This window comes from Spirosoma foliorum (genome assembly GCF_014117325.1).
GTDB classification, from domain to species: Bacteria; Bacteroidota; Bacteroidia; order Cytophagales; family Spirosomataceae; genus Spirosoma; species Spirosoma foliorum.
On sequence record NZ_CP059732.1, the window covers coordinates 7,841,646 to 7,864,035 of the forward strand.

Genomic DNA, 22,390 nt, shown 5'->3' on the forward strand with positions numbered 1-22,390 from the left:
CCTTAGTAATCCAGCCCCTGCCGGTCAATTCTGGTGGGGGCTTATTTAGTGAAGGCCTCCCAGAACTATGAACCTCTTTTATCGAATCTTGACTATTCTCTTCTTATTAATAGGCCTCAGTTGTTTCGGCTACGCAGTTGTCTCGCTGTATTTGAAGCAGGTTGCTTATCCGGTAATAAGTGCTTCGTTTTTAGCATCCTTACTCAATACCGGAGCTGCTATTTTTGTTTCCAGTAGAAGCAGTAGCGTATAAGCTCTTTATTTTATTACTAATTAGCTAAACATTTGTAATAATTTCATGTTTATCTTTTATCTCAACGTTGATAGATATGAACAAACAATCGATTTTGCCCGGCCCCTGGACACTCATCCTGTCTATTACAGCTTCGCTTTTTGTCATCATTGCCGAAATGCTGATAAAGTTAATTTTTTAACATCGCTTATCCAGTTGCCCGCCAGGGGCTCTTCGCTGGTTCTAACTACTATTAGCCTATAGGAGCATAGTAGCTCATGACTAGAAACTATCCCTTCTTGAACTATCTGGTACGGACACAATTCGACCACTCGGTTCCCGCGTAACTCGTATGCCAACAGGTGGCTCTTTAGACTCTTTTTTCTTCCCTGTGCAGGCTGCCAGGGCGAGAACGAGAAATAATAACGTTGTTTTCATAGATCAAAGTTAAAGAAAACACATATTCGTTCGAACGGTTTAGTAACTCCGAGTGTATAAAAGTGAGCAAAGAGTCAGGGGGCAGGTAGTAACATTTGTACTAATCAGATTGGGAGATACATACTAAAAGTCGCCCCTTGGCCTGGCTGACTGGTGGCCGTAATAGCTCCCCCATGATTAGCCACCACCTTTTCGCAAATGGCTAAACCAATACCAGTTCCTGCAAAGACGCTTTGACTGTGCAGTCGCTGAAATATCTGGAAAATGCGATCCAAATACTTTTCATCAAAACCAATACCGTTGTCAATAACATCGATCCGATGGTAGGTTGCAGTCGCCCGAAAAGGCCTGATTTGGGTGGGGAGTTCAGTCGCATTGACCAAATGAGCCTGTACCGAAACAACTGGCATTATTGGAAGTCCATCTGGGCTTGTTTTGTGAAATTTCAGCGCGTTCGACAATAGATTTTGTAGCACTTGAGTTAATTGGGAGCGATCGCCCAGCACAGTTGGCAATGGATTTACCTGTACGTGCGCACCTGACGCATTGATCATATTCTCCAGATCGGCCAGTACTGTGTGAACAAGGTCTGTCAGCAGAATTTGGGAAGGTGCTTCCTGCCGAGTTGAAATTCTGGAAAAATTCAACAAGTCCCGAATGAGAGTAGACATGCGGTTAGCTCCGACTTGCATGCGTCGTAAATAATCAACTCCGTCGCCCAACTGTTCTGCATAGCGTTGCTGTAGTAAATCGCCGAATGACTGAATCTTTCGTAAAGGCTCCTGCAAATCATGGGAGGCAATGTAAGCGAACGTTTGTAGGTTATCGTTAGAGCGCTGTAGGTCATGAACCGATGCCTGTAACTCCGCTGTTCGCTGCTGTACCTGCCCGTCCAACTCGGCCGAAAGCTGACGATAGCTCGCTTCACTCTGAGCCAATGCCTGACTGGCTAACACCTGTTGGGTAACCTCCGTACATACCTCCAGAACACCAGTTAGCTTAGTTCCTTCGTAGTAAGGCGTTAACAGGATATTGAAATAGGCCTCTTCCAGTTTGTTATTCCGCTGAACCAAAATCGGCACTGCCCAGCCCTGATCGGGTATACCCGTTTCATATACCTGTAAAAGTCGACCGATAAAGGGTTGGCCGCTCAGTTCGGGTAGGGCTGCCAGAAGGGGCTTACCCAAAACATCGCCTTCGCGATAAACAAGCTCGAGCATCGCCTGATTGATCAACTCGATAACCAGTTCGTTGCCTTTAACTAGCAACATAGCCACAGGCGCTTGTTGAACCAGATTCCGGAGCCGAGTTTCAGCCTGCCTGCGCGACTGTTCCAGGTTTATCTGGCCCCGCACTTTAGTCAGCAACTCCTGGGCTGAAAAAGGTTTGACCAGATAATCGTCGGCTCCTGCCTGTAGACCCTCAATTCGGGCTTCCTGACCGGCCCGTGCCGATAGAAAGATCAGTGGAATATGTGCCGTGGCTGGATTTTGTTTGAGGTGATAGAGTAATTGACTACCATCCATCACCGGCATCATAATGTCGCTCAGAATAAGCTGAGGCTGTATACCCGCTACTTGCTGAAGTGCGTCGACCCCATTCAGAGCCGCGTACACTGTAAATGATGGCTCTAATAAGCGAGTCAGATACGCCCGCATGTCGGCGTTATCATCTACAATCAGAATCTTGACGGCCTTATTCTCCGTAAACTCTTCGGAGAGAGCCTCTGCTGAAGCTGAAGGGCTCGGTTCGTCTAATATGGAATTAGCTTCCTGAATAAAGGATTCGGCTAAGCGGCTCATCGTATGGCTTGGCTTGTCTTCAACTATCTGACCCGCGGGAAGATGAGATTTGCCTAACGGTATATTGACGATAAATGTACTCCCTTTCCCTTCCTCACTGACCACCCGAATACTGCCTGCATGGAGCCGTACCAGTTCATGAACCAACGAAAGGCCAATGCCGCTACCCTCGTAGGTACGACCACCAGCGTTTTCCACTCGGTGGAATCGCTCGAACATATGCGGAATTTCCCGCTCGGGAATACCAACCCCCGTATCCGAAACCCGCAGAACGGCAGTGTTTTCCTCAGCTGCAAGTTCGACTCGAATACTTCCTTGTAGGGTAAACTTGAAGGCATTGGACAGCAGATTGAGGACAATCTTCTCCCACATTTCTGTATCGGCGTAGACAGTCGATGGTAATGGGTGGCAGTCAACAACAAATTGTAAACCTCCCCGCTCGATTAGTGAGCGAAAACTACTGGTTAAGTCCAGCGTGAGAGCGACCAGATCAACCGGACGAAAACTGGCTTTTACACGGCTAGCTTCTATTCGACTGAAATCGAGCAGGTTGTTCACCAGTTTGAGCAAACGAAGTGCGTTTCGGTGAGTTGCTTCTATAGGTGCTTTGTAAGGCGATGCCAATACGGTTGTATCCTGAAGTAATTCTTCCAGTGGCCCCAGCATCAGGGTTAGCGGTGTACGGAACTCGTGACTGACGTTGCTAAAAAAGGCAGTTTTGGCCTGGTCGATAGCAGCTAGTGCCTCGGCTCTCTTTTGCTCTTCCTGATAGGCATGTACATTGGAGAAGGCCGTACTAATCGTGTTGGCCAGTAGGGCATAGAAACTGAGATAATCGGTATCCAGCGCCCGGTGTGGACTAACTCCCGCCAGCAAAAAGCCAATTGGCTGTTCTTTGGTCGATAGCAGGATGGGTAAGCGAACAACCGTGTGCGGAGACTCCTCGTAAGGACCACCATGTAACGAGCCGATCCGTTCTGCGAGATTCTCAATCACTAAGGTCTGCGGTAAATCGGTTAGCCAGTCTGTCTGGGCTACATCCAACTCAGTCAACTCTACTGGAAAAAGGTGGTCTGCCGACAGGCCAGCCATACTTTTCAGATGAGCCTGGTTCTGCTCATCCTGAATTTTATAAATCAGCAGAAAGGGTAAATCGAGCGCAAAATCTGATGAGGCATCCGTCAGGCTCGTATAAATATCCTGGTTGGTTTTGGCCTGACCCGTGCGGGCTGCCACATCGCGAAGCACCTGCGTTCGACGGGCGCTGAGCATCTTATCGGTCGTTTCGGTAATGGGGTGAAAAATGCCACCTACCTGACCACTTTCGTCCCGGATCGGGGCAAAAGAAAAGGTCATAAAGGCTTCTTCCAGATACCCATATCGATCCAGAAACATGCGCTGGTCTTTGATATAAGTTCCCTCGCCCTGTTGGCCACGCGTAAACGCATCGCCCACAACAGGGAGGGCTGTTTCCCAGCAAATCCGGAAATTCTGCCCCATCGATTCCGGATGTTTGGCGCCACAGATAGGTCGGTAGCTGTCGTTATAGATCTGAATCGTTTCGGGACCCCAGGCAATCAGAATAGGAAACGTTGAGGAGAGACACAAACTAACGGAGGTGCGTAAACTTTGGGGCCAGGTAGCAACTGGGCCAAGCGGAGTGGTCGACCAATCCATCGAACGAATCAGCTCACCCATTTCGCCACCACCCGCTAAAAATTGTTCTGATTGGTCAAGTTCATTCATCGATAAAGAGGGCAACGATTCAGGTTTCGGCAGAAAAGTAATTGATCTAGGGCTTATGATCTTATTCTGTTTAACTTCTGACTAGGCTGGTGTGTTGGGCTTTGGATTTAATTGTCTGGATAGATGGGAATGTCCAAAAAGTCTGCTAAATATACTCGTCGTGGGTGCAGAGAGATTTATACCGTGAGATTAGTTGGGTAAATACACGGAAAAAGTTGCTCCCTGACCTGGTTGACTGGTGGCTGTAATAGCTCCGCCATGATTAAGGGCTACTTTCTGACAGATGGCTAACCCGACGCCCGTTCCCGCAAATTCATTCCGGCCATGTAAGCGTTGAAAGACCTGAAAAATGCGTTCGGTATGCTTTTCATCAAAACCAATTCCATTATCCGATATGCTGATGCAATGGTAAGTCGAAGCGGGCCGAATATGATTAATAGAGGCAGGTAATTGGCTGGCACTGATTTGATTCGCATTGATCCGAACGAATGGGCTTTGGCCTGCCCGGTGAAATTTGATAGCGTTGCTAATCAGGTTCAAAAACAGTTGACCTAATTGAACAGCATCGCCCGATAGAGTGGGCAGCGGCTCTTTGATCTCGACTACCGTTCCTGTTTCCTGAATACGAATCTCTAGGTCAGCTAAGACCGAGTCAATAACGTTTTTCAGACCTACCGGCTCTGTGGTTTCCTGATAGGTAGAAATGCGGGCTAAGGCTAACAGATCGCGAATCAGGATAGACATCCGCGCTGCCGATGCCTGTATTCGTTCCAGAAAGCTGGCACCGTCTTCCAACTGATCGCTGTACTGATCCTTGAGTAAATCGGCAAAGGATTGAATCTTTCGCAACGGTTCCTGCAAATCATGACTGGCCACGTAAGCAAACTGCTGTAGATTTTCGTTGGAGCGATTCAACTCATCGATCTTGCTTTCAAGCTGGAGTTGTAACTGCCTCAGACGGGTAAAATCAGTAAAGTAGATGACCACTTCATCATCCACTTTGAACGTACTCATCAGATTATAAAGGTCGAGGCCATCTTTGTCGTAGTGGATTTCAAACGTAAGTGACTGCCCCGTTTTGTAGGTTTCTACGGGTTTAGTAAAACTCACTGTGTCGAAGTAGCCAGGAAAAACGTCGCCTACCTTTTTGCCCTGCAATTGTTCAGGCGTTGTATTGGCATACGACGCATAGGCTTGGTTCGTAAGTTTAAACTGGAAATCAATGATTTCCCCATTTTCGAAAATGGGCTGAAGAACCTGCAACGGTTCTTTCATTAAGTCAAGTAGGGTTTGTTGATACTGGTTGGCTTTGGCCACTTTTAGTAGTTCCTCGGCACTGGCACTATCCTCAATCGTATGAATGATATAGATGACCTCGCCACAGCTATCCAGAACCGGCTTGCTGGCCGGACGCCAGGTTCGCCACGTAAGTTTGCCCGTTTGTTGATCAGGCCACTGATGACGTTGGTTGGCCATGACATGAGGCCGTTTGGTTTGTACTACCTGAGTTAGTGACTGGCTGATTTGACTGGCCAATTCATCATCACGTCGGTCACCCAAAAATACCTCAACTAAGTTGGCTCCTATCAGCGATTCACGCTGGATACCAAAAGCGTCGATATACGCATCGGTCACGGCAGCAATCGTAAAGTTTGGCGCATCGGGCAATAGTACCAGATGCTTGCCTGGCATGGCATTCATAAGTGAATAACCAAAGTGAAAGCCGTCACTTACTGGTGTAGACATTATCAAACTCCCTCCTGTTTGTGAATTTTCCTGATCAATAGTTGTCGCCTTATACGATCGTATGCTGAGCAGTATCCACCATTCGGTTTAAATTGTACGCAAGATACTTATTTACTAAATGCTGCTGAGGAGTCTCCCAAACCAAACTAGCAACTGGCTTGACGTTACTCATGAGCAAAAGGCTCGCCATTCTTAAGGAGCTGTTTTATACATTTGGTGCTCACAATCAGATTTTGCTTAGTACGTAATGGATACCGCTATGCCATCAGGACACGTGTTGTTGAAGGCCCGAAGAGCCACCCAGTTAATTTTTCTGGTTTGTGGTCTGGGCATGTCTAGCTGGGCTCCAATGGTTCCTCTGGCCAAAGATCGTTTAGCTTTGAACGACGCCAGTCTGGGCTTATTATTATTGTTATTAGGCGGAGGTGCCATGCTGATGATGCCTATTTCGGGTTGGCTGGTTGGTCGCTTTGGCAGTCGTATCGTTATGGCCTGTGCCGCACTAATCATGGCGCTCGTCCTGCCGTTGTTGCTTCTGTTGCCTTCCGTCGTTCCTGTGGCGATTGCGTTGTTTGTTTTTGGCTCTAGTATTGGCGCTGTTGACGTAGCCATGAATGCGCATGGTGTACAAGTACAGAATTTGTACGGAAAGCCGATCATGTCGTCTCTACATGGCCTCTTTAGTGTTGGCGGATTGTTCGGTTCCCTCGGACTGGGCTTTCTGATTAAGTTGGGACTTAATCCAGCTTATGCCATCGGTAGTATAGCTGCGTTGATGATCATTATTACCCTTACCCAATACAAAGACTTGTTTCCGTTGCCTATTGAGCGACAGGCGATTGCTCGTTTTTCTGGCGACGAGAAACCGGCAGAAAGCAATCGGCAGTTTAGTTGGTTGAACAGTAGTGTAGTATTCTTAGGGATGATGTGCTTTGCCATTTTCCTGGCTGAAGGCGCTATTCTCGACTGGAGTGCCGTCTTTCTTAGGGATATAAAACAAATTGAACCAGCGTTTGCGGGAGCAGGCTATGCCGCCTTTTCTGTTGCTATGGCCATAATGCGATTAGTAGGGGATAAGCTGGTAGCACGCTTGAACAGTAAAACGGTGGTGGTAGGAGGTAGTTTGATTGGGGCCGCCGGATTGAGCCTTGCTGTTTTATGTCCTTGGGTAATTGGAGCACTGATTGGCTTTACGTTAATGGGCCTGGGAGTGGCTAATGTTGTTCCGGTGTTTTTTAGTGCGGCTGGTAGGCTGCCCGGTATCGCTCCAACAGTCAGTATATCTGCCATTACGACTATGGGTTACACTGGACTACTGGCTGGTCCTGCTTTACTAGGGTTTATTGCTCAGCATTTTTCCCTGGCCACCGCTTTTGGATTCATAATCCTATTATTGTTGCTCGTTTCACTAAGTTATGGAGTAAAAGGTCGAGCTGATTGAGAGAGATTTTTGATTCCCTTTGTTTGGCGTAGTCCAAAGACTACGCCCTGGTGTTATCTGGTCTCTGACCAGTTTCCAACTTATTTTATACCGGTCAGAGACCGGATAACACTCGAACGTAGTTCATACTACGCTCAACAAGGATGCGCTGGGTTTTAACCCGGCGAGAATGAAAAAAACATGCTCTCACAGAGCTATAGTAAATCAGTTATACTGGCCCACTAGCGTTACAACCGACTTGGGTTCAAGCTGGATTTGGTTAGAAGGAGCAATGGACTTGGCAAGCGTTTGGGTTTCAGTTGTTTTATAACAGTCAAATCGTCCATGCCGAATCGTCAAACCGTGGAGTGGCAGGGTTAGTGGATCAGCGGTCATGTTGATACAAACCAGCACGATCTGCTTAGTACGACTATCTTTATAAGCCGATATCATACACTGACTAGCCTCTTGTGTGGGGTTGCTATCTGCCATATGGACAGCTACCCGCTTCATGCCGGGGCGTACAAAGCGGGCATAGTTACCGAAAGCCCACAGTTGCCTGGAGTCCAGCACCTGGCCATCTTGTCGAGCGTTGTCGTGCTTTTTGTAGTTACCATCGGGGCCATTGATATACACCAGCCCATCGCTATAGTCATATGGATTGATCGCCAGCCACCATTGCCACGACGTTACATTGGCCACGGTTAGGTCGTTGTGGATGACTTTGGCAACATAGAGGCCATAGTCCATGTCTGTATGGCGAGGACTGCCGTTGTAACGGCCACAGATGTCGCCCAGAACGCCAAACTCACTTTGCCAGAGCATCGGATTGCCAACTGCTTTAACGCGTTGGGCCACTTTCTGTCGCATAGCCACCAGCACTGAATCTGAACAGGTCGTGAAATAGCTATGATATGCCCAAATCGGTTCAACATTGGGGAGTTTGGTTATGGGCGCTTCTTGTTTTGAGGAAAAAAAGTAATCTAATTGATTCCCACGGCCACTTTCTGCTTTTTCGTAGAGGAAATTGAGCTGCCCTGCTTCGCCGGTTACTACGGTCGTTTTGGCTTTTTGGGCTGCCAATTTTGCCGATAACGCTTTTGTGACGGCTGCAATGTCGGCATTTTCGGCAGGGGAGCCTTCCTGCCCGGCTCGGCCATTTTTCCCGGCTGTCCAGTCCCACTGCGGTTCGTTGATGGGACTCAGGTAATCGAATTTGAAGTGCTCGGACACTTTCACTAAAAAATCTGCGAAGGCATTCGTCGCATCCGGTTTAAGGTTAATGGATTTGCCTCCTGCCGAAAACGCTTTGCCATTTTTCGTCATCTGTACGGGAGGGGAGTTGGTAAAGCCCAATGTATAGCGCACTCTCCGTTGCCGAGCGGCCTGCAAAAACCATTGGCTTCCACTTTGTTTAGTCCAGTCGAAACGTCCTTGGCTATCCATAAAACATTCCTCCCGGCGCCAAGGGTCGCTAATGCGGCTGCTGTCGCCTTGCTCATAGCTCCCCGCGCCAATATTCATCCGCCATAAGGACAAACCAATTCCCTTAGGCTGACCGCTAGGCAACGTATCCAGGCTAAATAGCAGATCGGCAATCTGATTTTTCTTGCTTTCATCTTGCCATTTGCCAATAAACTTAGCCGACCAGCAGTCTGATGCACCAAAACTGTGGATGGTCTGAAATTCTTCCTGCAAGTTAATGGTAACCGATTTTTCAATTCGCCGGTGTCTATTGCTGGTTTTCTCCGGCGGATCTATACCCCTGAGTGTACTACCTAAACAGGTGAAACCAATCAATGCGAGCAGGCTAATTTTAATTCTAAATTTCATGGCCAATAGTAGCTTGAGGTAGTTGATATATAGGAGCAGAGAGAGCCGATACTCTACTAATGATAGCTTAGAAATACACTTTATTTGATCGCGTTTTTCGTCAGAATGACAAAAAGCCCTTTAGTACAATGTCAATTACACCACTTCATGAGAGTCTTTAATGATATCCATGACGAATACGCTTTTCGCCTTTTGGATGCCTTTAACCTCCCCCAGATAATTGATAAAAAAGTCATGATAACTTTCGATGCTCTCGGCTAGAATTTTGAGCATAAAGTCATAGTCACCTGATACGTTATAGCACTCGACCACTTCTTTAAACCCAATAATGCCACTTACAAAAGCGTGAGCTGTTTGTTTGTCGTGCTCTTTCAGTGCCACCTGACAAATCACCATGACTTTCCGGTTTACTTTTCGATTATCCACTAAGGCCACATACTGCCGAATGACCTGTAGTTGTTCAAGTCGTTTGATTCGCTCGTGGGTGGGCGTAGTACTCAGGTGAATGCGCGACGCGATCTCCCGCACGGTAAGCTTGGCATTGTCCTGGAGCAGTCGCAAAATAGCGTAATCCTTTTCATCTAACTCAATAGCGACTCGATTGGGCTGTTCTGTTTGGCTCATAAAAGAAAAATGGGATAAAGCAGATGTTCTATATAAGGGGTAAAAAATAAGTATTTGTTCTAAATATCCTACAGTTTTTTTTAGCTCTATGCTGCTATTGCTTCTTTTGTGAAAACAATTGGTCATTATGGTACCTATACTCCGACCCAAATTAGCCCTGCTTATTGCATCGGTCAGTGTCTTTTTTGAAGCGTTAGATATTGCGATTGTCAATTTAACCATGCCGCTGATTCAGACCTGGTTTAAGCTGTCTTTTAATCAGGTACAATGGCTACAGACGCTGTATGTGCTGCTGTATGGTGGGTTACTCATTCTGGGAGGACGTTTGACGGATACCATAGGTCGGCGAAAAATCTTTCTGGTGGCTTCCACGCTATTTCTGCTCACTTCACTTGGGGCCGGATTGGCCGGATCGTTTGTTTGGCTGCTCATTTTCCGGACTATCCAGGGCATCGCTGCTGCCTTATTAATGCCATCGGCACTTTCGATTGTGACACACGCGTTTACGGAACCCCAGGCCCGCAGTAAGGCAATTGGTATTTTTAGTTCGTTTGCCGCGCTTGGTTCGGGTAGTGGTTTATCGGTTGGCGGCTTAATTGCGGCCTGGTTTGGCTGGCAGTGGGTATTTTTTATTAATGTTCCAGTTATTTTACTCACCTTATTATTGGCTTTTCGATACCTTCCCAAAGATGCGGCTCGCACGGAACCCTTGCCCGATATCCCATCCGGGTTATTGCTGACGCTGGTTATTACGGCCTTGTCGTATGTGGTCCATGAACTAGGCGACTGGGCGAATCAGGGTTATTTATTGCTCCTGTTAAGCCTGTTGGTGGCTGGTGGTGCAGCGCTGTTTATCAAGCGAAACAGCGTTCAGGCTTTTCCGTTGATTTCGTTTCCAGTCCTTAACCGCTCTCTGATCCCAATTACGGTTATGGCCATGCTTGGTGCTACCTTTACGGGCTACAGGGTAATTGCATCAAACGTTAAGTTGGCTCAATAGAGTCATTAGATAAGCATCGTCTCGGGCAGCTTTCTTTCGCTTACGCTTCAAACTCATCTTGGCCGGGTCACGACTAATTAAGCCTAAGGCCAACTTACGAACCGTACTCAAATTACGCGGAGCATGGTCTTTCCGGACCTGGCACCCATCTTCATCAAAGGTGACATCAAGGTGCCAATGCTGCTCATTCTCAATACTCCAGTGCCGACGAATGTAGCAACTCATCTGAGCGGCTGAATAGCCTCTTAGTGAGCTGATATAGTAGCGTGTACTGCGCTGTTCTTTGTCATTGATCCAACGAGTTGACTCCACATAAATGACGCTTTTTAAGCCTACCCACCCCGCTGCGGCATCAATCAAGTCCAGTGTTTCGCTTACGAATACAGCCCGCTTTTCAGCTCGCCCATGGCCCAAATCCCGGCTTATATCGGCTTGTAAGGAAGGCTTTGTTCGCTCGAACCAATCGACCACTTGTTCATATAAGCCGTCCTGATTGGCCTTTAAGCCAATGAGATAGTCTGCCCGCTGATCGATAATGAGTTTGGCAATCGTTTTTTGGCATCCAATGGCATCCATACTAACCACGCTACTGGCGATGTCAATCGATTTTAACAAATCAGGAATCGCTTTGATCTCGTTGGTTTTAGTAGCTATCTGGCTCTGAGCCAGACACAACCGCTCTTTCTCGGCCCAGACACTGACAATCTGAACGGTGGCTTGTTTGTGGCCAGCCTCTACCGTTCCCCGCAGTTGTTTACCGTCGATGATAAGCTGTTTTTGGGTCAGCAGGTCAACAATTTCTTTGCCCCAATTGGTTAACAAAGTCTCCAGCTGGGTGGGCTCAAGTCGGCGAAAGACCCGATTTAGGGTATCGTGCGAAGGAATCCCGCAGGGTAGTTCCAAAAACTCACGGAACACCTCCTGTTTATCACAAGCATAATCATAAACCTCTTCAAATCCCTCACAATCAGCTAAGTATCCACAAAGTACGATCATTAGAATATCGGTTAGCTGGTGAAAACACTTTCCTTCTTGGCGGGGATCATCAATCTCAAAAAACAATTCGGCTACGTCCATCTGTCAAAGATGGCTAACTTAGCTTTTCGTGCAATCACCCTATACGGGCTACCTGTTTCTGATTTCATTGATTTTGCAACAGGATCGACAACTAAGCGCAGCGTATGCGGGCTTGTTGCTTTTTCCCTTCAGCCTTCTCTCGGCCTTAGCCGGAAAATATTTACTGCCCATGCTACTGAAACGATTCTCCATAAAACAGGTGGCTATTTTGGGCATGGCCTCGCTGGTAATCGGTACGCTATGCTTAACCTATTATATCCAATCGACCGACCATCCGCTTATTGTATTGCTAATATCTCTTTTGGGAGTTAATAGCATAGGTATTGCGCTGAGCTTTTCTGGCTTAACGGTACTTTCCTTACAACCCGTCCCAGAAGTTCATCACGGGTTAGTATCGGGGGTTAATACTACTGCCTATTTCATTGGAGGTGGTTTCGGCCTATCGATTGTATCCCTATTTCTGGATGGGTCGGGGCAGACAGATCATGGGATAGGTATTCTGCCAGCCGTTATACTCAGCTTATATGCTTTACTCGGTCTTGGCAGGCTTCTTCTAAAAGGTCGCCATGAGCCTCATAAACCTTCTGGTTTGTCAAATAATACGACGGAGAAGTTTAGTGCTGAGCCTGCTTCGTCGTTGTGAATTGCGCAGCTTTATCGCCAATTCAGTAAACCGATTACATACTCTATGGCATGATTTCGTCTATATTACATAGTTAAAAACTAAATCTGTTACAATTAGCACTGCATTAGTGGAGTCATTATTTTACTTGTTTCTCCTTCGCTTGCTTACCTCCTTTGGGCTCAGACCAATTATGTTGTTAATACGCCCAACACTCTTATACCTGCTGATTATACTACGATTATTGGACCAGGAGCAGGTAATAAAGCCTTACCAGTAAGTATAAGGCATTTATAGGGACCTATTCTTATCAACTACACATCAATAATACTAGCGAATGGAGTGATAAGGTGTTTGCGCCAGGCTATAACTTGTCGACATTGGCGGAGGTAAAGAAGTACATCGGTGCCAACCAGCATTTGCCGGGCGTTCCCTCAGCAGAACAGGTCGCTGGAGATGGTATTGATCTATTGAAGATGAATGCCACCTTATTGGAAAAGGTGGAGGAGTTGACCTTATATAGCATTCAATTGGAGGAGGCTCGCCAACAGGATCAAAAGAAACTACAAGCATTAGAGCAGAAGCAGGCCGAACTAGAACAGTTGTTGAAACAAGTTTTAAGTCGAAAATAGTTGTACAGGTTAGACCTTTCGACAGTGACTATAATACTAATACCCAGGCAGCGTAAGTACTTAATTTTTATTGTAGGTATTTATACTTAATTTTGTTGGCGGCCTCATCGAAGCTGTCTTATAAATTACGGTAATTGCCGAAACGCTGGTTCCATTTGGAGCTGGCGTTTTTGCTATAAAAACAGCCGCTACCCAGCAAGTAACGGCTGATTGCTACATGTAATAAACTAAACTATTATCTGTACTATCTATAGAGTAGGTTTGGAGTTACTGGCAGTGAGGCAACGGGCGAAGCCTGAATGAATAGTAGCCAGTAGTTAATAGGCTTCATATTCATAAATAAACTCGTATCCTCCGTCGTGTTGAGTGACTTTGATTAGTAAGCCATTAGCATCATAGGTATTTAAGGAGTATGAGTTACTGGTTGCAAGGTGGTAAAGTACATATAGGCGCTCCCGCAAGTTTAAGGATTGCATCAAGGCTATGCAGAAGGAAATAAACGGGATGGGGATAACACTAACTCATAGCAGTATAAACTAATAGCCCCGTCTAATGGCGAGGCTATTATTGTTTGTTGAATAAGTTGGTTTGATTGCTGGCCTTCAGATAAAGTTAATGCCCGCTTACTGTTTGCCCTTTAACTTACTCTTCCCTTTTCCATTCGCTTTATAATCCATCTTTGTCTCCCGTTGAGCTGTGTGACTACCTGGCGAAACACTACTATTTGGATTAGCCGCTGCATCAACACCAGTACCGACTGATGAGGCCGGTACCGGATGATCCGCTCGCTTCGGTATCGTTTTACTTTTCTGCTTGGCATCCTTATTATTGGAAGCACCTTTACTTTCTATCTGGCTATTGTTGGGAGTTTGCGTATTGCCGGATTGAGCCCATGCCTGTAAGGTTCCAGTCAGTAGAACCACTGCTATGGCCATTTGCATCTTTTTCATGTGTCTAGTTCGTTTATAACGTTGTCAATTGTTGAAGTAAACAAATTGACAGGGGATAAGGGACTAGATAGTGTATGAAATAAGGTAATGGGATCAATACACTGGCAACTCGTTTATAGTACTAGCGATGGTAGATTTATCCTTCATATATGCCGTCTAGTAAATTTGTGATAGTGAATAGGTTTGAAAAGGTGACACAAAATTTCTTGTAACGTCTAAATCGGTAACAAATTGAGGCTTAAATATTCCTAGTTAATCCCATGAACGCCACCACGAGTATTACTATTCAAGAAGTAATCGATCAGGCCAAACAGTATCTTGAGCAGGGCATAAGCCAGGATGAAGCTATTCGCCGGGCAATTGCAGCGGCCAAAGCTTAATTAGGTGAACAGAATTGGCCCAACTCTCCCTTCTTATTTACGATAGGTAGTAACAGCCTCTTCGTAAATTGATTAGGGAACCAGCTTTTGGGCTATTCACAATAAAAATTGCTTCATGTAATAGCTAAATACGTAGTAGCCTCCGCCAATGATTAGTAATCCTGCAGCAATGGCTAATAGAATGATGGCCCAGCCAAAGGCGCCAAAGTAACTTAGTACCATAGGATTCTCAGGATCACCTATCTTATAAACAACCGTTGCTTTCTCGCCCACTTGCCAATCCGGTGGAGAACTCGCAACATTATAGGCATGATGTATTTCTTTACCGGTGATAGTCGTAAATTTAAAAATAGGCCGATAGGTTGATTTCCCCTTTTTGCTATTTTCTCGAACAAGCTCTTCAACCGTGGCCAGTGTACGGGTTCCTGTTTTAATAAAATTAATCGAGTTGGAGAATAAATACAGTGAGCCTAGAAGTACTACTATGCCCGCTAAAAAAGTAAGAAAGTAACCCATTGACGCTAGGAGTTTGCTAGATGGTTTCTTTTCGCATAGGATAATGCGCCTAGCAATTTACGGTCTAGATACCTCCCAGACGGTAATCAACTGATTGAACGGTTGTATTTTGAGTTTGATGCATGTCTCCTGACAAGTAGGGCAACTACGACTGCTACGATAAGTACACCTGGGGTGCGCAACTTATTTAACCTGGCACCTTACGTCTGACACCCTTAGCCTTACTGTTTCCTTGTTATTTCTCCCCAGAGTTGTGCGAATAGCAACAAAATGGTAAAACAACTACTTACAATGTCAGACAAGAAAGCCTACTATTTAATCTGAAATTTAAACAGATAGATACCACACTTGCGTTGTCTTTAACATTATAATTATTCATGTAGAGGTCATGGTTACCTTAGTGCGAATACTACTGGCGGGACTACAGCAATCGGTTGTTGTGGGGCTCGACCTGGATTTTTTGATAAGCATACACTCTTGGGCAGTACATTTTTTCCCTCTATGGTCATGAGTTGCCCGGTAGGAATCGTTCGCTACAGTCCTGGCCAGTTTTGCTATACCTTACCGGTTAGTTCGACCGGGTCACTCTGGTCAGGATTTGGTGCCTGGCATTTTCGAGTATGCTGCTTCCTGCGTATTGAGTGGGATACTCCCCATCATTACAGACCAGAAAAGCAGATAGCTCTGTTTATTCAGCCTCGAGAAAGTTTCAGGGTCCTAAATTCAGGTGGCTCTCTCCGACGCGTTACTCCATATCCAGGTTAATGGATATCCATACACACTTGGGGCTTAATGCCGCATTCTGGGGTGCTATCTAGTATTATTACAGTTGTACTTGCTTTGCAGGCTGAGATTTAGGGCTCTAAAAGGATTTCTGGCTAGCCCAATAAATAAATTTTCCAGGATTTATAAAGGATATATTGTTACCGAAATGCAATAAAAGCAACAAGTGATAGTATTTATTAGTATCCTAGTAGTACTACATAGGAAAAACTACATTTTCTTTTCCTCAACGGCTCTAGCTATGAAGCGATCTTCTCATGCGGCACAGATTCAACACAACTTTGATCCTGACCAGATTCTTTATTTAGCTGGGGATGTTAATTATTGCACCGTTTATCTGCTGGATGGTCGGGCCATTCTATCCAGTCGAACCCTAAAGTGGTATAGTAATCGGTGGCCCTGCTTTATTCGGATTCACAAGGGTTATTTAATCAACCCAGCGTATGTTCATAATTGTATCGTTCTTTCTTCGATTTTAGCCTATATGATTATGCATAATGGCGCTAGGCTACCGATCGGCCGACGCCGAATTAGCCAGGTTATTCAGGAACTGGGCTTTGGATTGCCTGCCTACGGCCGTACGAGTAGCTATCTGCTGGTTGCTAGTTAAAGCCAGCTATCGCCTTTTTGTGAATTTTATCCACAGGCGTTGGGAATAGCTGTGGGTAAGTTTTAGAAGAGGGGATATAGGGGCGCTACGTTGTAAAAGCACCTAAAGCGCTGGACTCAGTCCTCACTAAGAAAATAGAGTTTTGGCGTGGTAGCCACATCAACCCAATACAACCGTAAATTCTCCACATACAACTTCCACTCCTCGAAGCTAAACGGCTTGCCGGTAACGGCATTGGCGCCACGCACATAAGCCTCTCCTCGTTTCAGCGGATTTTTATTGGCAGACAACATAATAATGGGCAATAAACGGCCTTGGGGATGCCCCCGTAATAAGGTCAAAAAATCCAGCCCATCCAGTTCACTTTGCAAGTCAATATCCAGCAATACCAGCCGGGGACCCGGACCCGACAAATCACTCAGAAAGCGGGCCGCTTCGGCAAAACTCTGGATACCCAGAAAATGGGCCTGAGGAAAGACGCTCCTGGCTGCTCGCCGAAGGATATCTACAATGTGGGGGTCATCATCAACGACCAATATGGGAAAGGAAGTGGGCATTGGGCTCACGAAAAAGTCTATAGATGAGGAAATTGAAAACAATTAGCGACTTTAGGGCTTATAAGGACGCAAACGATTATTGAAATGCAACCTACTGAAGGCTCAATTGTTTCATTTATGGTTCTGGTGGTCGACGATGAGCCAACCGTCTTTGAACTTCTGACCAGAATTGCGCAGAAGGCATTTCCCGAAGCGACTTTTATCAACACTCGATCGGCCCCAGAAACACTGATTTATCTGGCCAAGACGACTAAGTTGCCTCAATTAGTCTTGTTGGACATCGATTTGAAGACCGAATCGAATGGTTTGGCTTTATTACCAGAGCTGGTTCAGCGGTTTCAAGGTAAAGTCCCTGTAATCATATTTAGTACAGATGGGGCCAAACTAACTATTGAACAAGCCTATCACCTGGGCGCGGTGGCCTACACGGTGAAGCCCGATGATTTGGCGGGGTGGACTGATTATCTGGCGGTGATGAGGGCTTATTGGTATAAAACAACGCGGCTACCTACGGAGGATTCGCTCAATTAACCCCTTGCCGTTACCCGAATTCGAATAAGTCCTGAATAAACGAATCTAAGCAATGGGTAGGTACACACTGAACCGGGCTCCTTGGTCAGGCTGGCTGCTAGCCGTGATGGCTCCGCCATGATTGGCCACGACCCGCTCACAAATAGCTAGGCCAATACCAGTCCCGGCAAATTCGCTCTTACCATGCAGCCGCTGAAAGACTTGGAATATGCGGTCCAGATACTTCTCATCGAAACCGATCCCATTGTCGACCACGTCAATCTGATGATAGGTTGAGGTTGCCCAGGCCGGCTTCACGGAAAGCGGGAGCTGGTCCGCTCCTAAGATTTGGGCGTTAATGTGAATGATCGGAGGAATCGAACGTCCGGACGAGTCAGCCCTGCGAAACTTCAGGGCATTACTCAACAGATTCTGAAACAACATATCCAATTGAGCCGCATCCCCCTGCACGGTCGGTAAAGAGCCTATCTCCACCTGGGCATTGGTTTCACTAATCACCAAGTCGAGCGTAGAGAGTACCCGATGAATGGTTTCCGTCAGCGATACCGGCTTGTTAGCGTCCCGTTGAGTGGCAATGCGCGAAAAGTTCAACAAATCCCGGATTAAGGTGGACATTCGGCTAGCCGCAACCTGCATCCGCTTAATATACATTTGGTCTTCACTCGATAAGGCATCCTGCCGCATCGCTAATAGATCGCCAAACTGCTGGATTTTGCGCAAAGGCTCCTGCAAGTCATGGGAAGCTACATAGGCAAAGGTTTGCAGATTGGCATTCGAGCGCAGCAGCAATCCGTTGGCCTCTTCCAACTCTTCATTCAGTGTGGCATACTCTTCAAGGCTGGCAGCCAGTTTTCCGTTGGTTGCCGCTAATTCCTCGGTCCGGGTTTGTACTTCATTTTCCAACGCCAACTGTAAGGCTTGTTGCATCGTGATATCCTGCGCCGTACCCGCCAGGATTAGTGCGTTGCCATCCGCATCGAAGGTGGTCTGTCCGCTGGCATGAATGATGCGCTCATGCCCCGTTTTGCTATGCAAGATGGTATATACCTCATCAAAATGGCCAGTACCCCCTTTTTGAAGCGCCCGCCCGATTGCTACATTAATTCGCTTCTGGTCTTTAGGGTGAATACGGGGGGAAGGGACCTGTTGTAAAACGGGCTCTGTGGTACCTAACCAGGTTTGCAGTCGTTCCGAATACGTAATTTGCCCGGTTTGGGCATTAATAGCCCAAGTGCCTAATTCTGCCAGTTCAATGGCATTCCGCAGAGCCGCTTCACTGTCCCGCAGCGCCAATTCTCGCTGCTTGGTTTGGGTAATATCAGCAGCATGGACAATCAACCCAAGTACCTGTTCCTCTTTGTTTTTGTAAGGTGTATAGGTGATGTTCAACCATTTTCCTTCCCCCATTCGAGTGGGAGACCACAATTCGTAGCGTTCCTGTTGTCCTCCATAAGCAATGGCTAAATGAGGCAGTACGTTTTGATAAGCCGCTTCGCCAATAAACTCGCGTACCGTTTTTCCAATGGCCTCCGTTGGATTGACCCCGAACCAGTGCCGGAAGGTATCATTATAGTACTGATAGCGTTGCTGGTCATCCAGGTAAAAAATCATCGCTGGTACTGTATTGCTTAACAGTTCCAGATGGGCTCTGCTTTCTTCGACCTTTTTTCGAGCCAGTACTTGTTCAGTGATTTCATTAGCGACCACGGTGACACCACGAATGGTTCCATCAACTGCTCGAAGAGGTTGATAGACGAAGTTGAAATACACCAGTTCAAGTTGACCCTTTCGCATTAAGGGAGCGTTTAACTCATTGGCGTACAAAGGTTCACCAGTAGCGAGGACAGTGGCCAACAGTTCTTCGTAGCCCTTCCCCTTAATTTCTGGCATGGCCTCAAACATAGGTTTTCCCAGCAACTCATCCGCTGGGCGGCCAACAAGCTGCTGATAAGCCTGGTTGGCCGTTTCGATAATGTGATCAGAACCCTGGAAGACAGCCATAGCAATGGGAGCCTGTTCCACCAGGGCCCGGAACTGTTGTTCAGGAAACTGGACCTGCTGTCGGCTTTTGGTCGCTTCGGTTGTATCCTGACAGTTGACCAACACTCCACCATGCTGGCCATGATCATCAAGAATCAGACTACAGGAAAAAGTCCAATAAACCTCCTCCCAAACACCATGACGCTCAAGCCGTATCGGTACCTCCTGACTAGTAACGGGCTCACCCGTCTTGCGGACGCTGCTGAGCATGGGGATCATAAAGTCCCAGTCTTTTCCGCATAGCTCCTGAACAGGTTGACCAAGGGTCGGATGTTTTTCTGGGGTCAGGCTCGGAATCACCGCGTCATTGTAGAAGCTATAAAGCTCTTCTCCCCAAAATACAAACATGGGTAGGCTTGCCTGTAGCAGATTACTAACAGAGGCCCGTAAACTGTAAGGCCATTGGTCGGGTGTACCTAAGCCGGTTTTAGACCAGTCATACTGCCGAAGGAAGGCTGCCGTCTTGCCGTTTCCCTGTAGAAAAGGGTAATGCTTAGGGTTAGAAGTTGTCTCCAAAGTGGAAGCTGTTGACGCTATAGGGCGTTTGCCGATTGGCCTAGCCAAGGTTTACTGAGGACAAAAATAAGAAGTATGACGTATTTGATCGACTTACCGGTAAAAAGGAAGCACCCAGCGGACTTTTTTCGGTTTTGCCGCGACGTTGAGTGCTCATTTTCAAAATAAATATGGCTAAAGCCATCTTGCAAATTCAGCAACTAATAGTCCACTAATCCCTATTTTGGGTATTACGTTAGTTCGCGCTAGGCGCGACGGTGTGGTTTCACGAAACGCTCAGGCTGATGGCTTGGGCGTTTTTTATGACATCCCCTCATCCCTACGTCTGCTAGCCGTAGCTAGCATTCACAAAGGTTGATTGCTAAACACCAGCCTCTTTTGGGTCTGGCGTTTAGCATAAAAACAGCCGCCACCTAGTAGGTAACGGCTGATTGCTGCATGTAATAAACTAAAATATCATTTACACTACTGACAAGCCAGGCTGTTGGTTACTGGCAGTGAGGTAACGGGCGAAGAAAAAGCTACAATCGAATGAAAAGGCTTTAGAGCAGGATCAACTGAGCGTTTATTCTATTCACATCATCCTATCACAAGCACCTTTCAACAAGAACACTTAGTCTGCTACTAGTGCTCTTCCAAAAGAGTTTTTTTTGATTCTACTAGATTCTTTTGGTACTAGATGACTGATTATCAGAATCGATAGAATCTACAGAAACTATAGAATCTAAATTGGAAAAGCACTAGTCATCCCTAATTCCTGTATCCGACTGTATTAGTAATTACACGCATTGATCCAGATGCCAGGCTTTACGAAGATGAAGAACCATTTGGCCAAGCAAATCCACACTAATGGGCTTTATCAGATACTCATTTGCCCCTAAGGCATATGCATCCTGGCGATCTGTGGAATCACTTGAGGTTGTTAGAATCACAATTGGGGTGTGTTTATACTGCGTGCTAAGGCGCAACACCTGCAAGGCTTCCAGGCCATTGAGTCGAGGCATGTTCAAATCAAGGATAATTAAGCAGGGTTCTGAGGTCAATTGGGCCAGAGCATCCAGCAAAGCCAGACCATCCTCAGCAAAGATCAACTCACATTCGGGGCTGTGTTGAGCGAAGGCGTATTTTAATAGTAAACGATCATCTTCGTCGTCATCAGCGATAAAGACAGCATGAGTAGGGTATTGATCCATTAGCTCGTTGTTACGGAGAAGGCGAATATACAACAATGAGCAGAATTCATTTACCCTAAATGCAGTAAGTGGATTAGTTTAGAATGTGTAAACAATAGCGCGCTTATTGATGTCTATAGGTATTGCTTACAACCGAATCAATGATACCAATATCGACAATGCCCTGGATAGCTCTACTGGATGATGATGAGGACGATTTTACATTCTGGCAATATGGCGTTGAAACTTGGGCAAAACCAGTAGTGCTCAAATGGTTTTTATCCGCCGAATCGTTTCTTGCCGAAGCGTCCAGGGCTAGTAGTAAACCAACGGCCATCGTTCTGGATGGAATAGTCCCAGATGACGATCAGGAAAGCTGGCTAACGACCTTTCTGGGCCATATGTGTTGTCAGAACATTCCCATCTTTATACTTGCTGGTCAATTTAGTCAGGCGCATCAAGAACGTTTTCTGGCACTCGGAGCCACTGGTTATCTACTAAAGCCAAGCTCTACTGATGAGCTTCAGGCTGTGATTCTGCAAGTAATCGATAAGCAGTGATGTCTACTTAATCTAACGTGAATAATGGGTTAAGCCGTTAGGCGGCTACCCGTCGCGGTAGGTATCATTATTCATGAAAAAGGTCGGCTTCAATTTAGAGCCGACCTTTAAAAGACATTTAGTATACTTACTAAGAATTAAATTTGATTAATTCGAGGAAGTCGTTGTAGTAGGCTTCGTCATTTTACCTTTACGGTTGCCGCGTCCCTGAGATTGCGAAGATCCTTTATCCATCGTCCCATCCTGAGTTGACATCGAGTTGCCGGTTTGGGTGCCTGTCGCATCTGTTGACGAATTGTCACGCTGATTGCCCATTCCATTCGTCGATGAGCCGTTACTCATCGATCCTGAACGACCTGATTTGCGACGACCACCCTGGCCAGTCTGATCGCCATTCATGGAGCCTGTTCCTGAAGTGCTACCTGTTCCTACTGTTGATCCGTTTTGAGCAGCCGAGCCGTTCGTACCGTTGCCTGTACCACTACCGCTGGTAGTGGTAGGTGTTGTTTGCGCCTGTGCGCTGAAGGTAGCAATGCCGACTAGCATAGCCCCGAGTATGATTACCTTTTTCATAACCTTGAGTTGATTACACCTATTTAGTTG

The 22,390-nt window shown here is 46.4% G+C and carries 18 protein-coding genes; 7 read left to right on the top strand and 11 right to left on the bottom strand.

Features of this window, described 5'->3' with window-relative positions; translation table 11 throughout:
* Nucleotides 1–774 precede the first annotated feature (774 nt).
* Nucleotides 775–4,218: an ATP-binding response regulator gene (locus H3H32_RS33120; protein ID WP_240543567.1), complete on the bottom strand. Its 3,444-nt coding sequence runs from the start codon at nucleotides 4,216–4,218 to the stop codon at nucleotides 775–777.
* A gap of 189 nt (nucleotides 4,219–4,407) precedes the next feature.
* Nucleotides 4,408–5,919, bottom strand: a complete 1,512-nt coding sequence (locus H3H32_RS33125; RefSeq protein WP_182459987.1) for a sensor histidine kinase — start codon at nucleotides 5,917–5,919, stop codon at nucleotides 4,408–4,410.
* A gap of 292 nt (nucleotides 5,920–6,211) precedes the next feature.
* Between H3H32_RS33125 and H3H32_RS33130 the strand changes: the two genes are divergently transcribed.
* Entirely contained in the window at nucleotides 6,212–7,405 is a 1,194-nt protein-coding gene (locus tag H3H32_RS33130; protein ID WP_182459988.1) for an MFS transporter, read from the top strand.
* Nucleotides 7,406–7,609: 204 nt separating this feature from the next.
* Here H3H32_RS33130 and H3H32_RS33135 read toward each other — a convergent pair whose 3' ends face one another.
* Both H3H32_RS33135 and H3H32_RS33140 read right to left on the bottom strand, forming a co-directional pair.
* Entirely contained in the window at nucleotides 7,610–9,217 is a 1,608-nt protein-coding gene (locus H3H32_RS33135) for a glycoside hydrolase (RefSeq protein WP_182459989.1), read from the bottom strand.
* Nucleotides 9,218–9,352: 135 nt separating this feature from the next.
* Nucleotides 9,353–9,841, bottom strand: a complete 489-nt coding sequence (locus H3H32_RS33140; RefSeq protein ID WP_182459990.1) for an Lrp/AsnC family transcriptional regulator — start codon at nucleotides 9,839–9,841, stop codon at nucleotides 9,353–9,355.
* Between the two features lie 127 nt (nucleotides 9,842–9,968).
* On the opposite strand from H3H32_RS33140, the gene H3H32_RS33145 reads away from it, so the two are divergent.
* The gene (locus H3H32_RS33145; protein ID WP_182459991.1) at nucleotides 9,969–10,841 is read left to right on the top strand and encodes an MFS transporter; all 873 of its coding nucleotides are present in this window, start codon (nucleotides 9,969–9,971) and stop codon (nucleotides 10,839–10,841) included.
* Here the strand turns inward: H3H32_RS33145 and H3H32_RS33150 are convergent.
* Nucleotides 10,818–11,918 (bottom strand): ISAs1 family transposase, encoded by a 1,101-nt coding sequence (locus H3H32_RS33150; protein ID WP_182459992.1) that lies wholly within the window; start codon nucleotides 11,916–11,918, stop codon nucleotides 10,818–10,820. The genes H3H32_RS33145 and H3H32_RS33150 overlap by 24 nt on opposite strands.
* Nucleotides 11,919–11,946: 28 nt before the next feature.
* Here H3H32_RS33150 and H3H32_RS33155 point away from each other — a divergent pair, with 28 nt between their 5' ends.
* Both H3H32_RS33155 and H3H32_RS33160 read left to right on the top strand, forming a co-directional pair.
* Nucleotides 11,947–12,561 (top strand): MFS transporter, encoded by a 615-nt coding sequence (locus H3H32_RS33155; protein ID WP_182459993.1) that lies wholly within the window; start codon nucleotides 11,947–11,949, stop codon nucleotides 12,559–12,561.
* Between the two features lie 350 nt (nucleotides 12,562–12,911).
* Complete coding sequence (locus tag H3H32_RS33160; RefSeq protein ID WP_182459994.1) at nucleotides 12,912–13,172, top strand: hypothetical protein; 261 nt, start codon at nucleotides 12,912–12,914, stop codon at nucleotides 13,170–13,172.
* Nucleotides 13,173–13,795: 623 nt separating this feature from the next.
* On the opposite strand, the gene H3H32_RS33165 is transcribed toward H3H32_RS33160, so the two are convergent.
* Both H3H32_RS33165 and H3H32_RS33170 read right to left on the bottom strand, forming a co-directional pair.
* Nucleotides 13,796–14,122: a hypothetical protein gene (locus H3H32_RS33165; protein ID WP_182459995.1), complete on the bottom strand. Its 327-nt coding sequence runs from the start codon at nucleotides 14,120–14,122 to the stop codon at nucleotides 13,796–13,798.
* A 476-nt stretch (nucleotides 14,123–14,598) separates the two neighbouring features.
* Nucleotides 14,599–15,018, bottom strand: coding sequence for a DUF3592 domain-containing protein (locus H3H32_RS33170; RefSeq protein WP_182459996.1), 420 nt, complete (start codon nucleotides 15,016–15,018; stop codon nucleotides 14,599–14,601).
* 1,024 nt (nucleotides 15,019–16,042) lie between these two features.
* Between H3H32_RS33170 and H3H32_RS33175 the strand changes: the two genes are divergently transcribed.
* Nucleotides 16,043–16,411: a LytR/AlgR family response regulator transcription factor gene (locus tag H3H32_RS33175; protein ID WP_182459997.1), complete on the top strand. Its 369-nt coding sequence runs from the start codon at nucleotides 16,043–16,045 to the stop codon at nucleotides 16,409–16,411.
* A 116-nt stretch (nucleotides 16,412–16,527) separates the two neighbouring features.
* Here H3H32_RS33175 and H3H32_RS33180 read toward each other — a convergent pair whose 3' ends face one another.
* Entirely contained in the window at nucleotides 16,528–16,968 is a 441-nt protein-coding gene (locus tag H3H32_RS33180; protein WP_182459998.1) for a response regulator, read from the bottom strand.
* An 84-nt stretch (nucleotides 16,969–17,052) separates the two neighbouring features.
* Here H3H32_RS33180 and H3H32_RS33185 point away from each other — a divergent pair, with 84 nt between their 5' ends.
* Entirely contained in the window at nucleotides 17,053–17,499 is a 447-nt protein-coding gene (locus H3H32_RS33185; RefSeq protein ID WP_182459999.1) for a response regulator, read from the top strand.
* Nucleotides 17,500–17,544: 45 nt separating this feature from the next.
* Here the strand turns inward: H3H32_RS33185 and H3H32_RS33190 are convergent, their stop codons facing one another.
* Complete coding sequence (locus H3H32_RS33190) at nucleotides 17,545–20,055, bottom strand: PAS domain-containing sensor histidine kinase (protein WP_182460000.1); 2,511 nt, start codon at nucleotides 20,053–20,055, stop codon at nucleotides 17,545–17,547.
* Between the two features lie 779 nt (nucleotides 20,056–20,834).
* Nucleotides 20,835–21,248, bottom strand: a complete 414-nt coding sequence (locus H3H32_RS33195; RefSeq protein WP_182460001.1) for a response regulator — start codon at nucleotides 21,246–21,248, stop codon at nucleotides 20,835–20,837.
* Nucleotides 21,249–21,388: 140 nt separating this feature from the next.
* Between H3H32_RS33195 and H3H32_RS33200 the strand changes: the two genes are divergently transcribed.
* Nucleotides 21,389–21,787 (top strand): response regulator, encoded by a 399-nt coding sequence (locus H3H32_RS33200; RefSeq protein WP_182460002.1) that lies wholly within the window; start codon nucleotides 21,389–21,391, stop codon nucleotides 21,785–21,787.
* A 147-nt stretch (nucleotides 21,788–21,934) separates the two neighbouring features.
* On the opposite strand, the gene H3H32_RS33205 is transcribed toward H3H32_RS33200, so the two are convergent.
* Nucleotides 21,935–22,360 (bottom strand): hypothetical protein, encoded by a 426-nt coding sequence (locus H3H32_RS33205; protein WP_182460003.1) that lies wholly within the window; start codon nucleotides 22,358–22,360, stop codon nucleotides 21,935–21,937.
* Between the last annotated feature and the right edge of the window lie 30 nt (nucleotides 22,361–22,390).